The 15,872-nt window shown below is 42.8% G+C and carries 8 protein-coding genes and 1 pseudogene; 4 read left to right on the top strand and 5 right to left on the bottom strand.

Going from position 1 to position 15,872, the window contains the following annotated elements:
- Window positions 1-81: 81 nt before the first annotated feature.
- Entirely contained in the window at window positions 82-396 is a 315-nt protein-coding gene (locus tag VUI23_RS00970; protein ID WP_342806292.1) for a 2Fe-2S iron-sulfur cluster-binding protein, read from the top strand.
- 198 nt (window positions 397-594) lie between these two features.
- Window positions 595-939, top strand: coding sequence for a hypothetical protein (locus VUI23_RS00965; RefSeq protein ID WP_342806290.1), 345 nt, complete (start codon window positions 595-597; stop codon window positions 937-939).
- A gap of 274 nt (window positions 940-1,213) precedes the next feature.
- On the opposite strand, the gene VUI23_RS00960 is transcribed toward VUI23_RS00965, so the two are convergent.
- Window positions 1,214-1,750 carry a hypothetical protein gene (locus VUI23_RS00960; protein WP_342806288.1) on the bottom strand — a complete coding sequence of 179 codons (537 nt, stop codon included), beginning with the start codon at window positions 1,748-1,750 and terminating at the stop codon, window positions 1,214-1,216.
- A gap of 190 nt (window positions 1,751-1,940) precedes the next feature.
- On the opposite strand from VUI23_RS00960, the pseudogene VUI23_RS00955 reads away from it, so the two are divergent.
- Together VUI23_RS00955 and VUI23_RS00950 are read left to right on the top strand one after the other, a co-directional pair.
- Window positions 1,941-2,189 (top strand): annotated as a pseudogene (locus VUI23_RS00955) (glycosyl hydrolase); the annotation flags it as partial.
- Window positions 2,190-2,421: 232 nt separating this feature from the next.
- Window positions 2,422-2,799, top strand: coding sequence for a hypothetical protein (locus VUI23_RS00950; RefSeq protein WP_342806286.1), 378 nt, complete (start codon window positions 2,422-2,424; stop codon window positions 2,797-2,799).
- Window positions 2,800-3,218: 419 nt separating this feature from the next.
- Here VUI23_RS00950 and VUI23_RS00945 read toward each other — a convergent pair whose 3' ends face one another.
- The 4 genes from VUI23_RS00945 to VUI23_RS00930 all read right to left on the bottom strand — a co-directional run bounded on the left by VUI23_RS00945 (window position 3,219) and on the right by VUI23_RS00930 (window position 15,768).
- A complete protein-coding gene (locus VUI23_RS00945; protein ID WP_342806284.1) occupies window positions 3,219-3,920 on the bottom strand; it encodes a Crp/Fnr family transcriptional regulator in 702 nt (233 codons plus the stop codon).
- 326 nt (window positions 3,921-4,246) lie between these two features.
- Window positions 4,247-4,426, bottom strand: a complete 180-nt coding sequence (locus VUI23_RS00940) for a hypothetical protein (protein WP_342806282.1) — start codon at window positions 4,424-4,426, stop codon at window positions 4,247-4,249.
- 64 nt (window positions 4,427-4,490) lie between these two features.
- Window positions 4,491-6,992 (bottom strand): EAL domain-containing protein, encoded by a 2,502-nt coding sequence (locus VUI23_RS00935; RefSeq protein WP_342806280.1) that lies wholly within the window; start codon window positions 6,990-6,992, stop codon window positions 4,491-4,493.
- 169 nt (window positions 6,993-7,161) lie between these two features.
- A complete protein-coding gene (locus VUI23_RS00930) occupies window positions 7,162-15,768 on the bottom strand; it encodes a glucoamylase family protein (protein ID WP_342806278.1) in 8,607 nt (2,868 codons plus the stop codon).
- Window positions 15,769-15,872: the final 104 nt, after the last annotated feature.

Here is a 15,872-nt window from a genome sequence, read left to right as displayed (position 1 = left end):
ATAAATATTAGTTTCCAAAGAGAACTCACTTGTGATAATGTTAATTTTCTAGGATTAAATGGCAATAGGTAAACCTCTACAATGATAGAAATTAAGTTTATTAGTTCATCACAAGAATCGGTGCAAACTTCAGGTCACGAAGGTCAAACTTTAATGGAGTTAGCGATTGAAAATAATATTGAAGGAATTGATGCAGATTGTGGCGGAGCATGCGCATGTGCTACATGTCATGTACACGTAAAGCCTGCCTGGAAAGACTGTATTGGCGGACCTAATGAAGCTGAGGCTGATTTATTGGATTTTGAGGAAAATGTTGATGAATTTAGCCGCTTATCTTGTCAAATAACGCTCACAGATGAAATGAACGGAGCCGAATTTGTAGTAGATAATTCCTAGTTACTTCTCCTAGTGGCAATAAAATTTAAGACTTTATAATAGTGGGGACGATCAATACGGTAAATATTTTATGATTACAAGCGAGCATAACACTCTTTTCGGGGCGGGTTCATAAATTGAATTTCCCTCCGGAGGCAGAGGTCGTGAGTTCGAATCTCGCCGGGTGCGCCATAATCATGCTAACAAGCTAAAAACGGTTTGAAATCTGTATTTTTACGTAACGCTTTCCACCTGCTTGCTGCCAAAGAATGTTTTACATCACCGGTTTCAAAACAAGCCAAAATATGGCTGATGTCAGTGCAGCAATGCGCAGCCAACTTAGCCGAAGGCGCAACGTTAGACAGTAAAAAAATGGCTAAGTCACGGGTCGTAACATTACCAGCTTTGAGAGTCTCAATGGTTGATTTACTGAATGAAATCGTGGATCAAACTCAGGCTTCATCTGCATTGATTAGGTGGCAACCGGAGCCTGATTTGGAGGGAGTGTTTGGGAATCAACCGCCTTTGTATACTCCAGCGGCTGAAAAAGCGGGTACGATTTAGAGCATTGCCCTCATTCAACCCATTGTACTTTCCCTGATGCTCGCTGTGTTATTAAAACCTATCGTTCCGGCGTTGATAGTACAGTTCAAACACTATGAAAGTCTGAACCTCAGTTGACAGAAGAAAAGCAGAAGTGGTGGAATTAGATAAGAAAAAGGCCTGAGTTAGTCAATTTAATTTTTACTGCGACTTTAGGCTGATCAGGTAATTAATGATCGCCAAATTGCAGGCACAAAAAAACCGATCGCAATCGGTTTTGATAACAGAGTATGTATTACGCTTTTTTACGGCGAGCAAAACCCATTACTGCTAGGCTGAGGCCGATTATCGCTAAGTTGCTAGGCTCAGATACGACCTGTTCGGACACTGTGAAATTTGCGGCATTTAATGTATAACTTTCACTACCAGAAGGTGTTAATACAGATGCAAATGTGCCAATCAGACAAAAGCCATTACCATTCAAACAGTTATTACTTTCAGGTAAAAAGACAACTGCCAGGTCGAAAAAACTCCCATCAAGAGAAAATGTTCCTGAATCGCCATCAGAATCTCCAGAAATATGGAAACCACCTAGTGATGTATCAAAGGAGAATGTACTTACACCAAGCGTTCCTCCAGTTGACGAAATAGTCCCCATTACATCGCTTACAGTAACAACACCCCCAGTAAGCGTGCCTTCAAGGGTACCATCAATGCTGGTAAACCCATCAAACTCATATGAAAAGTCATAAATGAGTGCTGCTTGCGCAGTACTTGTTAATCCTGCAGATACCAAAACTAATACTTTTAAAAAACTATAGAATGTTTTCATTGTTTAATCACACTTCTGTTTGTTATGAATCTATATTTAATTATTTAATTTAGCAAAATTCATGACTACCAATTAAATCAAAGATTTACGGTGTGATTTACCTTTAAGTGTAAAACTATCTGACACTATTTCTGCCGAACTGAAAAAGTTTACTGATGCCGATATCCCTATTTTATGACGCCCATTACATGAAGCTGAAGGAGCAAGATTTTGGTGGGGAGCAGTTGGACCAAAAAGCGTTAAAAGAACTATGGATTTAATGTACGACCGCATGACTAACACTCATGGTATAAACAATTTAATTTGGGTTTATACCCATGCACAAAGCTTAGCTAGCAATTGGTATCCAAGTGATAACTATGTCGACATAGTGGGCATACTCTTTTCGCAGGGGCCTATATTGGTTAATTTTAACCAATGTTTTTTGGCCATTCCGTGACGTGATCTAGACCAAAGGTGTTAATCGTAGTAATTCGGCTTGTTCCCATGAAACTATCAATCACTTGATATACGCGGTGTAGACGCTTTTCACCGAGTGCACCATTATCGCGCTGTCTTATCAAAGCTCATTACCGAACGCAGTGAGCGCATATATCTGAGATGACGTTAGCGCGAGGTGAGCTTGGCTGTCTGACGACTTAAAAATAACCATTTCACTATTTGTTCATCGCATGGTTTTGCTACACCAAAGTGACCGCATTAACAAAGCGATAGCAGCCAATGCTGGCGTATATACGTTTCCCGATAGTGAAGGTGATTACCCTTATTCTCTACCTGAGCAACATCCTCCGCTTGCAAATGCATTCAAAAAAGAACTGATAGTGCTGCTTGGAGAACTAGATAATTCGTCTGAAAGTGGCAAGTTAGACGAATCAGAGTCTGCATTGCGACAAGGTAAACATAGATTAGAAAGGGGCAAACAGTTTTTTGCTACTAGCAAAAAAATCGCCAGAAACTTAGCACTCCCCTTCAACTGGAAATTACAAATTGTGCCAAATACCGGACATGATAAACGCCTAATGATACAAGCGGCAGCAGAACTGCTCTAAGAATGGATATTTACCTCCTCCTAAATTATTGCAAGTAGCATACAGACTTGAACTCATTGTCCGACTAATTTGTGTGGAACAAATTAGCACAGCTTTAGCGGTCGCGAAGCGACAAAGCACAGGGATATGCTGAGCAATATCGCGCAAGGGCGCTATTTTTAAAGGGTGTCGAGCAGTTTGGGGCAATATAGAAGTTTGTTTACAGTTTTTAGACGCTTGTAGATGGAAAAATGGGGCTTTGATTAGTTGTCATCGCCCCATCAAAAACACCTGTATTTTGATAAATGCGAGCACCATCATTTTCGCCTTAATTTAAATCACTCCAAAATGTCGCTATTGACACGCCGTGATCATCCTCAATTTCATTACCAATATCCCAGTCATTAATGGAATACTGTCCTAACCATAACAATCGAAAATTAGCCAAACAAACCCAATCTATTGGTTTCATTTTTCACGACGATGTAACACTCGCAACACATTTCTTCTAGCTTTTTCCTGTCTATCACTGTGATGTGGCCTCGTTTGTAGGTAATCACGTGTTGTTTTTGTAATTTTCCGGCAGCCTCGGTAACCCCCTCCCGCCTGACGCCTAACATATTGGCTATCAACTCTTGGGTCATAATTAGATTATTTGTAGATAGACGATCAATTGACAGTAAAAGCCAGCGACAAAGTTGCTGTTCGATAGAGTGGTGACGATTACATACTGCTGTTTGTGCCATTTGTGCCATTAGCGCTTGCGTGAATCGTAATAACAACACGCGAACGGCCACATCATTATTGAATTCTTGTTTTATTACTGAAGCAGGTAAACTAAACGCAGTTCCTTCACTTTGCACTATCGCACGATTTGGTGTGCTTTCTCCCCCCATGAAAACTGCAATGCCGACTAAGCCCTCGTTACCTACCACTGATATTTCCGTTGAGGCTCCATTTTCCATCATCGAAAGTAATGAAATAATGCTATCTGTGGGGAAATATACATTAGCAACTTTTTGTCCCGCTTCGTAAACCACTTTACCTAAAGGCAAATTCGTTAGTTTCAGCAGCGGAAATATTCTGTCTTTACAGGTTTGTGGTAAAGCATTTAGTAATTTATTGTCCTCTGGCCTAGGCATGTCCCACCATTCGTATGCCCCTAAAGTCGCAGTTATAGGGTTTGAGTGCTTTTGCAGTTGTCTGCATATTTTGGGGATTTAGTATTAACACAACAATCTCCTATATCTTTTTAACTATGTATGAACATAAAACAATTTTATTCTATCAAAGTGAATGACATCACTATGTTCGATAACGCACATAGCATTCAGATATTTCATTGTGCTCCTATTAACAGCAAAACCAAGCAAAATTTTGAAATGAAAAAACAACTTGTAACAGCTAGACGAATGCAATTTAATTCTGTCGCAGGCCTTTTTGACGCAATGAAAAACAAACCACACAATCAGGGAATTAAAGGAAGCAACCTAGAATCAGTTGGGGTTTTGTCCTTTAACTGGCTAATGTTTTTCATCGAGGCTGTCACCAGAACTTTGGGCCAATGAGGGCTGACGTTACTATTATGGACGTCACTCACCAAAGCTTGGCTATCATATAATATTCGACGATTATCAATTCTATTCATGGGTGCCCTTACTGCAGATTTGTGTCTGATATTTTTAAAAAAAATTTTGTCTGGTGTTTAAGTATTAACGACTTAGCATTAAAGGCGTTTTCTCATATCCGAGTAATTCCGAAAATTTCTCTGCTACTAATGGACGTTTAAAATAATAGCCTTGTGCTGAAGTGCATTGGCTGTGTTGTAGATAAGTCAGTTGTTGCTGGTTCTCGATACCTTTTGCAATAATATCTTGACCTAAATTTTTACTTAAACCGATTACGGCTTGGGCAACTTTAGCTTTGTCATTTTCCAACACAGCATCGACAATGATATTCGAGGCTATTTTTACGGTATCAAAGGCTAAGTACTGAAGGTAACTCAAATGCCCAATGCCACTGCCAAAATTATCTAAAACTAACTTCACCCCCAAACTTTTAAGCTTCTGAATGACGGGATAAGCACTAAGGGTGATGTCTTTCTCCTCAACCTCCAACCCCAAACACCAAGGGTCTAAACCAGTATCTGTCAAATTCAATTTAACATTATTCAAAAAGTGAGGCTGCAAGAATTCAATTGCAGATATATTGACCATAACAGGCACTATATCAAGCCCCTTACTTTGCCAAACTTTTTGCTGTCTACAGACTTTCAAACGCACCCACTCACCAATTAAGTGTATTAATGATGATTGCTCCGCAACTTGAATAAATTCACTGGGATATAGTAAACCTAGCTCAGGGTCGTGCCAGCGTATTAAAGCCTCAGCCCCTGTCACTTTGCGGCTGTTGATATCAAACTGGGGTTGGTAATAAACTTCAAACTCATCCTGTAGTAAAGCGCGCTTTATACGAGTTTCAATCTCGCTACGAAGCTTTGCATCAGAATGCATCGATTGTTTAAAAAACTGGTAACAATTGCGGCCACTGGCTTTTGCATGGAACATGGCGCTATCTGCACTTTTCATGAGTATGTGACTATCTTCGCCATCATTTGGAAATATACCAATACCGATACTTAGTCCTACTGAAATCTCTTTACCGTTGATTACATGAGGTATCGCCATCGCAGCCAATAACTTACTAGAAAATAGTGCGGCATCATTGGGGTGCTCAATTTCAGATAGTAACACCACAAATTCATCTCCTCCTTGGCGACAAACTGTATCGCTATCTCTCACTGTGTCAGCCATGCGCTTAGCAATCGAACATAACAATTTATCGCCCACTTCATGTCCATGTAAATCATTGATATTTTTAAATAAATCAATATCTAAATACAATAGAGCCAATCGTTTTTCATTGCGTTTTGCCAGCCGCATAGCCTGATTAAGACGTTCGTGTAAAAGCAACCTATTTGGCAAACCCGTTAGTGCATCATGCTGTGCCAAGTACGCCATTTTTGCGCTTATCACCCGAGATTTAGTGACATCACGAAATACAATAACCCCGCCAATAATTTTGCTTCTTTGATCGTGAATTGGCGTTACAGATTCCTCTATCATGGTTTCAACACCGTCTTTACGAGTCAGCACGCAGTCTCGATGCAATTCATTGGTTTTATTTTTCGCTAAAGAAAATTCAACAGAATCATCCAAAGTAGCGCCGCTTATGTGGTCTTTTAAATTATAAATAGTCGCTAGCAAACGCCCACTTGCTTCGCAATTATTCCATCCGGTAAGACGCTGGGCAGCTTGATTTAAGTACGTTACTCTGCCATTTATATCGGTACTTAATACTGCATCATTCATCATGTCTAAAGTTAATTGTGCCGTTGTAGCTGGCAACCAAGTCCGATTTATTTTAAATAATGAATGCGCTGATGGCGCAACATTGTTTCGATCTCTGAGTACTTCAAAGGTACGAGCATGACCATAAAACCCGTTTTCGTCTTTAATAAAAGTGCCTGTCATACCTACTTGGCAAGTACTCTTATTCTGACGAGTCAATCTGAGTTTGGAGTAAAAAGTTTGTTGCGTTTGCAGCTCATCTCGCCACTCCCGCTCAAGCCGCAATCGATCATTTGCATGGATAGACGTTGCCCAATGTTGCCCTAAGCATTGTTTGGCGCTCAATCCCGTAATAGTTTGATAGGCGGGGTTGGTATAAGTGATATTGCCAAGCTCATCAGATATCATCACACCAAGAAAAGACGCATTGCATACTGCTTGTAACTTTGCATCACTGATGACCCTCTTTGTTTCTACATAGGCCAACATTAAATGATAGAGCAAAATTCGCTTAAGTCCGTTTTTACCAAGCTGACTTTTCTCTAAACAATCATAAGCCCCTTTTTGCATCGCTTGTTGGGCAAAAGCTTTATCAATACTGCTGTACAGCAATATAATGATAGCCTGAGGCGTTTGTTGTCGTATCTGTTCAACTAATTCCGCACTTTTTCCATTGGAAACCGCTAAATCAAGCAAAACCATATCAACATGAGTGTTATCCATGATGTTAACAGCCTGCTTAGTTTCTCGTACCCAAGCTACATTGAATATAGCCGGTTGTTCACACATTAATGATTTTCTAATCCGCCTTGCCAGTGTCGGACATCCTTCAATTAATAGTACTTTTACACGCTTAATGTTCATGATAAAGCTATCCTCATAAGCACAATGCTCTTGTGTAATGCATTTAAGACTAGGTTTCATCAACATTAGTAAACCAATACTTAACACTTTGTTTTAGATGTAACCTCTATCGTTAGTAACGCTATTTTGCAATCTATACGTTAGCCTACAACCGAATCCACGAATTAAATTAAGCTTTGTCTTTTCCTGTTGTGCTGGGGGCTATTGCCCAAATTTTTACGTTATGCACCTCTCCATCTAACGCAACATCAACCCGCCGTTTTGAGTTAACCAATAAAACACCGTCGAGTTCACTTTTCAGCGTATTATTTGCCAATGGAGGGGTGTTGTTCACATTAATGTCGAAATGACTGCTTTCGATCTTCACGCTAGCGTTAAATCCAGGCCATTTAGTAGGAATACAAGGTTGTATTATCAAGGTTTTTCCTTCTCTACGGATACCCAGAATAGCTTCTATACCTGCGCGGTACATCCACCCAGCTGCGCCTGTATACCAAGTCCAACCGCCTCTACCAATATAAGGAGAAACCGAATAAATATCCGCGGCGACCACATAAGGTTCAACCTTGTAACGTTCAATATCTTTAGGTGTACTGGTGTGGTTTATGGGGTTGAGCATATTAAACAAATCACAGGCCTTTTTGCTTTCACCTTGTTGACTAAACGCAAAAATAAGCCACATAGCAGCATGACTATACTGACCACCATTTTCCCGCAACCCCGGCGGATAACCCTTGATGTAACCTGGATTATTGACGCTGTGATCAAAAGCTGGGGTGAAAAGAAGCGCTAAACCGTCTTGCTGTAGAATAAGATTTTGTTCAACTTGACTCATAGCTGATGCCACTCGTTGAGTGTCTGTGCCCTTAGCCAATACCGCCCAAGATTGCGCAATTGAATCAATTTTGCACTCGTCATTGTCGTTTGAGCCTAACCAGGTCCCATCATCAAAAGTGGCGCGGCGATACCATTCTCCATCCCATGCATGTTTATCGATGTTTTCGCGCAACTGTTTCGCATGACCCTGCCAGCGTATGCCACGAAGTCGGTCTTTTTCATTTCCCCTTGCTAGTGCATGTACGACGAACGAATCAATGGTGTAAATCAATAACCAGCCCAACCACACGCTTTCGCCTTTGCCTTGGGCACCGACTAGGTTCATGCCATCATTCCAATCGCCCGTGCCCATTAATGGCAATCCGTGTTCCCCAGTTAACGAAATTGACTGTTCCAGACCCAGAGCACAATGTTCATATAAACTCGCTGATTCGTCGGTCACCTCAGGTTTAAAGAAAGCATCATGCTGCCCAGCGTTTAGTAAAGGTCCGTCTAAAAAAGGCACCATCTCATCTAAAATTGTGTGATCGCCAGAGGTAGTAATATAATTCGTTGTTGCCAGAGCCAACCAAGCACGATCGTCGGTAATGTGCGTGCGTACGCCCTGTCCTGAATGAGGTAGCCACCAATGTTGCACGTCACCCTCTAAAAACTGTCTGGCTGCCGCACGTAGGATATGAGAGCGAGTCATATCAGGACGACTGAATGTCAAAGCCATGCCATCTTGCAATTGGTCGCGGAAACCATAAGCGCCACTAGCTTGATAGAAAGAAGATCGCGCCCAAATTCGACACGCAAGTGTTTGATACAACAGCCAACCATTTAACATGATATCCATAGAGCGATCAGGTGTTTTGACTTGCACTGCAGTTAGCAGACTTTGCCAGTGTTGCCTAACTTCATCCAAGACAACGTTGAGATCAGTCTGCCGATAACGATTAATCAATTCCAAGGCTTGTTGTTCGTTTGCACTTTGTCCTATAAAAACAACACATTCGATACTCTCCCCATCAGCTAGTTCAATCACTTGCTGGAGCGCTGTACAAGGATCATAACCAGCCCCAGTCGTCCCAGTTAGAGGAGTTTTTAAAAGCAAGGCTTGAGGGGCCGATTTATGGCCTCTTCGCCCAATAAACTCAGTTCGGTCAGTGGTCCAAAGAGTTTGTTTTCCGCCCATATCAGCAAACGCTACTCGTTCTGGAAAGGCCATTCCCCAGCGGTTGCGCAGTAAAATAGCCTGCGTGGAAGGGTCAAGCTTACTACTTATATATGGACCTGTTTGTTTGCGTGTAGTACCAAGCACCCATTCTGTATACGCGGTGACCGACAAGCGCCGTGCTCGGCCAGAGTCATTGCGAATACTCAATCGAGAAATCTTGATAGAATCTTGGAGTGGTACATATTGCAACAAATTCAGCGCAAGACCATCCACTTGATGCTCAAATTGACTATAACCAAAGCCATGGCGAGCCACATATTTGCCATTATCGTGCAATGGTTGCGCGGTGGCAGTGTAGAGTTGAAGGCTCTGTTCATCACGAATGTATATAATCTCGCCCGAGGGGTCTGAAATGGCGTCATTTGACCAAGCTGTTAACTGGTTTTCACGGCTATTTTCCGACCACGTATAGCCACTTCCTTGCTCTGAAACATGAAAGCCAAAGTTTGGATTAGCAATGACGTTAATCCATGGCGCCGCTGTCTGCTGTCCATTTTCTAAATAAATCACATATTCTTTACCATTGTCGGCAAAACCGCCCATGCCATTAAAAAATTCTAACTCTGGTCGGTGTTCTATATCAGACTGTGAATCGTTCGATTTATTTTTAATCTGGTGATAGGGCTTTGCCCCACTGATTAGGTCTTTCGTCTGTTCATTTGTGCGCAATTTAACTTGTTTGTTTATAAGACCATGGCGTGCAATCAATACCACTCGTGCAACTGCATTTAGTAATTTTCGGGTATCGCTGGGGATAAGATCTGCACGCAGTACATGCACCGAACAATTAAGCTGGTCACCCACAATATTTTTGTGGAAACGTGGACGTGATTGACTACTACGCACAGCAATATCCAGTGCATTTTGCAGATCTTGAATATAACTAGCTGTGCGCTCGTTGATAATCACCAAATCCACCGCAAGCCCCTTCATGCACCAGTATTCATGAGCACGCAATAGCTGTTTAACTTCCGCCATGTCTTCAATATCATCAATACGTAACAACACTATCGGTAAGTCTCCGGAAATCGAAAGCGTCCAGAGTTCAGATTGACATGCCATACCGCGCACTATAGCTTGTGATGATGCTCTGAAACGCGCATCGGCATAAATGATTGGCGCAGCCAGTCGTTGGAAGTCTGCCACCTCGGCATCTTTAATACCTAAGTAACGAAGTTGTACCTGAGCCTGAGTCCAAGCTAAGGTTTTTGCTCTATCGTAGGCACTAAGATCATTATGGCGGTCAATCAGCTCCAGCAATTCAGCACGAGACGCGGCCACCACTGTCCAATACACCACCCGTACAACAGCACCTGGCGGCACTTTGAGTTGAAAGCGCAAAGCAAAGATTGGATCCAGTACACAACCTACGGTATTTGATAACTGCTTGCCGGCGGATAATTCAGTGATGCCCATGGCCGCCGCACTGGCAACAGTATTTCCTCGTCCAATAAATTCCGCACGACTGGTTTCATACTGGGGAATTGCTGATATCTCCCCTTCGACAATGGCAAAATGAGCAGCCCAAATATCGGTGTCATTGGCCGAGCGTTTGCGACGAGTAGCCACTAACGCGCCAAATTCGGGCATAAACTCGGTTTGCACAAACATTTTGGCAAACGCAGGGTGAGCGTTGTCGTTGGCCGCTTCTGCAAGCACTAGTTCAGCATAGGATGTGACCTCGACTTCATGACAAAAATGTCCGTTGTTCGTCACCGAAAGTCGTCTAACTTCACCATCATCCTCGCCAGAAACCAATATTTCCATTTTAGTGCTCAAGTTCCCCTGACGCATACTAAACTCAGCATGATCTTCAGCAAATAAACAGGGCTGAAACTCGCCATGAACGTCGAATGGTTGAGCCGTTCCAGACCAACATTTGCCGCTTTCTATATCACGCAATAGAATAAAAGAACCATTATTGTCACAGGTACTATCTTCGTTCCAACGAGTGATAGCAAAGTCACGCCAACGGCTATAACCTGCACCTGAGGTGGTTAACATCACTGTGTAACGTCCATTTGATAACAAATGGGTCAGCGGCACTTCGTTACTTGTGGCACTTAACCTTCTTACCGTGTTAGCTTCAGAGGCCTGCACACTATTTGAGCCTTTTACTTCTTCAGCACGGGGATGACCAATAGCGATATTGCGAGGCATTTTTTCTTGCAGCAACAATTCACAAGCTTGAATTTTAGGTTCACGGTGAAAACGCGAACGCATTAGTCCTTTGTGCAAACAGTTGAGAATAGCCACTATGGTCATGCCTTGATGATGAGCCATAAAACTGCGCACAATGGCGACGTCAGCCCCTAGTGGCAGGCGTGCTGGGGTAAAATCAAGCGCTTCGTAGAATCCAAAGGTCCCTCTAGCTCCCATTTTTTCAAGGCGTCGATAGTTTTCAACCGCCGCTTTAGGATCGACCATAGTGGCAAGCCCAGTAGCATAAGGTGCAATAACTGTATTTTCTGATAATCCTCGTTTCAGACCTAAACCGGGTACACCAAAGTTGGAATATTGATAAGTTAATTCGATATCCCGCGCATTAAAGGAGGACTCAGATATGCCCCAAGGAATGCCCAATTGATGACCATATTGTTGTTGACGCTCGACCACTAAACAATTGGTCTGCTCCAATAAACTGCCCAAAGGTGCGCGCATTACCAGGGAAGGCATCAGATATTCAAACATAGAGCCTGACCAAGAAATCAACGCCGAACCATTGCCCAGTGGCGTGGCTGTGCGTCCAAGGCGAAACCAGTGTTTGGTCACGACATCACCTTTCGCGATAGCGAACAAGCTGGCTAAGCGAGCTTCTGACGCCAGTAAATCGTAGCAACTGGGGTCAAGACAATTCTCAGCCAGAGAGTATCCAATGGATATCAAATTTCTTTCAGGGTCGAGTAAAAACGCGAAATCCATCTCGTGGGCCATGTAACGGGCGGTATTGGCAAGTGTATAGAGCCGCTGAATTAAAATATTTCTAGCTTCTGGCTTAGCAAGCGCTTGCTGATCGAGTAATTGCTGAGTAACCAATTTCCCTATTGATCCAAGCCAAAAACATACTTCGGTTACGTAAAGTTGATTGTCGCTAGATAGTTGTTGGTTAACTAATTTTTGCGCTTTTTTAGTGAGTTCGAGAACGGTTGGCGCAAAAACCTCAATGTTTTGTGAGCCATTTATCAGCACGCTTATGTCAGTTATTAACGTATTGAGTAATTGGTTGGGTCGAGAATTGTTGCTAGTTGTTGGGTGAGTTACCTCGAGTAGCAATTTGAGATTGTCTTGTATGCCGGTACTAATACAGTTGTGCATTGGTTGTTCTTGCCATTCATCACAAGCATTGGCTAAAGCAATCAAATGGCCCGCTAAGTTACCACTATCAACAGATGAAACATATGCAGGTAATAAGACTTGCAAGGTTTGAGTGGAATACCAATTGTAAAAGTGGCCTTTATAACGAGGTAGTCCTTTAAGGGTTTTAAACGTGACCTCCAAACGTGCAATAGTTTCTTGCAACCCTGCCCAACCAAAGTCTCGCGCGCAGACCGCTGATAATAGGTAAAGTCCAATATTGGTTGGTGAAGTTCGGTGCGCAATAACAGCTTGAGGTTCTTCCTGAAAATTATCAGGAGGAAGCATATTGTCCTGTGCAGTAACAAAGGTTTCAAAATAACGCCAAGTTTGTCGTGCTGTGAGACGTAACTCTCCACTAAACTGGTCTGTATCTTGCCCTAGGGCCGAGGGCTGAGAGCGGCTACTAAAAAACGCAAAAAGCGGAGCCAATAACCACAGCAGTGCAAAAGGTACTATCAAGGGCCATGATGTTGGTGCAAGGACCAGCAATCCCAAACAAATCACTTGGCTGACTACGGTGCCTGTCCACATTGTTCTATAGAATCCCACTAGACTTAAGCGAGGATGACCATTAGATTGAGCTGTACTTGTCCATTCTAACAAGCCCCTATGGGAGAAGAACACGCGCAGTAATGTTCGACTAATTGCATCAATTGTGCGCCAACTATGATCAGGCAAAAAAGCCAGATTAAACAAAACTTGGGCACCAGCATTACGTAAATCACCTGTCCACATCCGCAGATGATTCGCAAGATTAACACTGCTTTTATGTGGTGTGAGTGAAAATACACTAGGTATGAACGCCGGTATTATCATAGTAGCAAGTAACAAGGCTGTGCTAATAACAGCCAATGACAAGGGTAATAACCAAGATAACAACAGAGCCAAAAGTGTTAGCGGCCCCACTAAGGATCGCCTGAGGTTATCTAACATTTTCCAGCGCCCAATATGAGACACCGATTTAACCCCTGTAAAGCGTGCAAATATCCAAGGAAGTAACTGCCAGTCACCACGGATCCAGCGATGTTGACGTTTTGCCAAAACATCATAACGAGCCGGAAATTCCTCTACCACTTCAATATCTGAAACCAAAGCAGCGCGGGCAAATATCCCCTCAAATAAATCGTGACTTAATAATGTATTTTTCTGCACTCGCCCTGCCAAGGAGCTTTCAAACGCGTCAATATCATAAATACCTTTACCGGTATAAGAGCCTTCGCCGAACAGATCCTGATAAACATCTGAAATAGCAGCAGCATATGGATCCATCCCCCCTGGATTTGAAAAAACCCGTTGATAAAACGATCCTTCAGTACCGACAGATAGTGACGGAGTCACTCGTGGTTGAATAATGCCGTAACCTGCTTCAATCCGCTGAGTATCAGGATTAAGCCTTGGACGATTTAAAGGATGGCCCATTTTACCAATGAGACGTTGGGCCGTATCTCGGGGTAATCGAGTATCAGCATCCAGCGTAATCACATAACGCACATTTGTCGGTAAATCCGTCATGCAACCAACCGATGACATAAAACTGGTATCAGTAGCGCCACGTAATAAACGATTTAGCTCGTGAAGTTTACCGCGCTTACGCTCCCATCCCATCCACTTGTTCTCAGAAGGATTAAACAGTCGGTGCCGATAAAGTAACAAAAACCGTTTTCCAGTCGGGCCTGGCCCGTAACGTTGGTTTAATTCGTTTATTTTTGCGCTCGCTTTGGCCAACAAAGGAGCATCGCTATCTAGCACTTCTTGATCAGCATCGACTCCATCCACTAACAAAGCAAAACTTAAGTGACCGTCAATACCACCTAAAAAATGTACTTCTAGTTGTTCAACTTGCTCCAAAATATCATCTTCATTAGTCAGCAGAGTTGGCACCACGACAAGAGTACGTAAGGCTGCTGGAACGCCAGATTTAAGTTCGAGTCCAGCCAATACTCTTGAGCCTAGTCGCCATGTCACTGAACGATTGACTATTGCGGTTGATATTTCGGTCGCGGGTATAAAACCTAATGCAGTTATCAACACCAGCCATGACAGCGGAAGCTGGGAAAAACCAAAAGCGTAAATCGATAGCAGCACTAAAGTTAAAGCAGAGATTAAAATTGAAGCTATATAACCACTCAAACCGATTCGAATATGTAAACGACTGAGCCATAAACCTAGCTTTGGTTTAAATTTTAGCGAACGTTCAAAACTGCGTCTGCCCTGTTCGATTAAGCAATATCCGGGATCCCCGAGCCGTTCAGCCTCTCTTTCATTTTCCGCATTTTTGGACGCTTCCTCGGCTGTTTGCAAAGCAAGTTCAGCCACTTCAAGTTCAGAAAATAGTGAACCACGAGCAAGTTGTTCAATCGCGCTGCGGTATAAATTTCGCGTTGCAAAATCCAATTCAGAAAATTTACTATCTTCACTTAAACGTTTATCAACCAAACTGACTCGCTCAAACAATTCTGTCCAGTCGATATCTGAAATGAGTCGCATACTCGTAATCACGTTGCGAATAGTCACATTTGATGCGCCTTGGCGCAGCTGTGAACGTTGCACAACCGCTTCAACTGTCAGCTCTTGTGCATTCAGCCTTTGCTCTAACCACTCAAGAGCTGGGGTGGTTTTTGGATCTTGATCACGCAAACGTTTAGCCAATTGTGCGGCAAAAGGCTCAGACAAGGGGCCTGAAGAACGCGTCGCAATGTCTTCAGCTAATACTGAGTGAGCACAACCAGAGACCAGCAAACGGTCGGTGAGTTGATCAGCATCAGCACGGGCAAGTCGTCCCACTGTGAACTGGTCTGCCAAGCGCCGTAAATTTTCGATCAACACAATACGCAAGGTAATGGCAATCGCCCACAACTCTCCAATAGTTAAGGGCTGAACACTTTGATAGGCTTGAATAAATCGACATAGATTATCAGGGTCAAAATGGCTATCGGTATGTGCGACATAGGCCCACGCAATACCAAATACCCGAGGGTAACCAGCAAAAGGTCCGACTGACAATTTAGGTAATTGACGATAGAAACTAGGGGGTAAATCCTCTTTTACTTCGCGAATTTGCTGCTCGACTAAGTGATAATTGTCTAACAACCACTCTGCGGCGGGCACGACAATATGACCTGCTTCTAATTCTTTGGCACTGGCTCGGTAAGCATTCAGCAACACCGATGCATTTTGTTTAAGTCTTATTTGTAAAGGCACCCCCCTTGGGGTTGACTTAGCCACTATCTGTGCTGCAGCCAAAGTAACGGCGTGCTGCTCTAATCTTTCGATACCAAATAGTTCTTCTCGGACAGGAAGTAGGCTATCCCAAGGTGGCTCAGAACACGCAGAACCAAAAAGAAAATAGATCAAATTTGACATAACTACCCTTTAAATAATGGAACTGTCGAGTTACTGATAGATCTATAGGAATGTGTAAGATTGAAATCGAAAAAATGAAGATCGTTTCTTCCGTTTACAAATCT

Source organism: Alteromonas sp. M12, assembly GCF_037478005.1.
GTDB classification, from domain to species: domain Bacteria; phylum Pseudomonadota; class Gammaproteobacteria; order Enterobacterales; family Alteromonadaceae; genus Aliiglaciecola; species Aliiglaciecola lipolytica_A.
The sequence above is the reverse complement of the archived record's forward strand: the minus strand, read 5'-3'. Positions and strand labels throughout refer to the sequence as shown.

Coding starts and splice junctions, on each gene's coding strand:
- VUI23_RS00970 (WP_342806292.1), top strand. CDS start 82: ATGATAGAAATTAAGTTTATTAGTTCATCACAAGAATCGGTGCAAACT.
- VUI23_RS00960 (WP_342806288.1), bottom strand. CDS start 1,750: ATGAAAACATTCTATAGTTTTTTAAAAGTATTAGTTTTGGTATCTGCA.
- VUI23_RS00950 (WP_342806286.1), top strand. CDS start 2,422: ATGGTTTTGCTACACCAAAGTGACCGCATTAACAAAGCGATAGCAGCC.
- VUI23_RS00945 (WP_342806284.1), bottom strand. CDS start 3,920: ATGCCTAGGCCAGAGGACAATAAATTACTAAATGCTTTACCACAAACC.
- VUI23_RS00940 (WP_342806282.1), bottom strand. CDS start 4,426: ATGAATAGAATTGATAATCGTCGAATATTATATGATAGCCAAGCTTTG.
- VUI23_RS00935 (WP_342806280.1), bottom strand. CDS start 6,992: ATGAACATTAAGCGTGTAAAAGTACTATTAATTGAAGGATGTCCGACA.
- VUI23_RS00930 (WP_342806278.1), bottom strand. CDS start 15,768: ATGTCAAATTTGATCTATTTTCTTTTTGGTTCTGCGTGTTCTGAGCCA.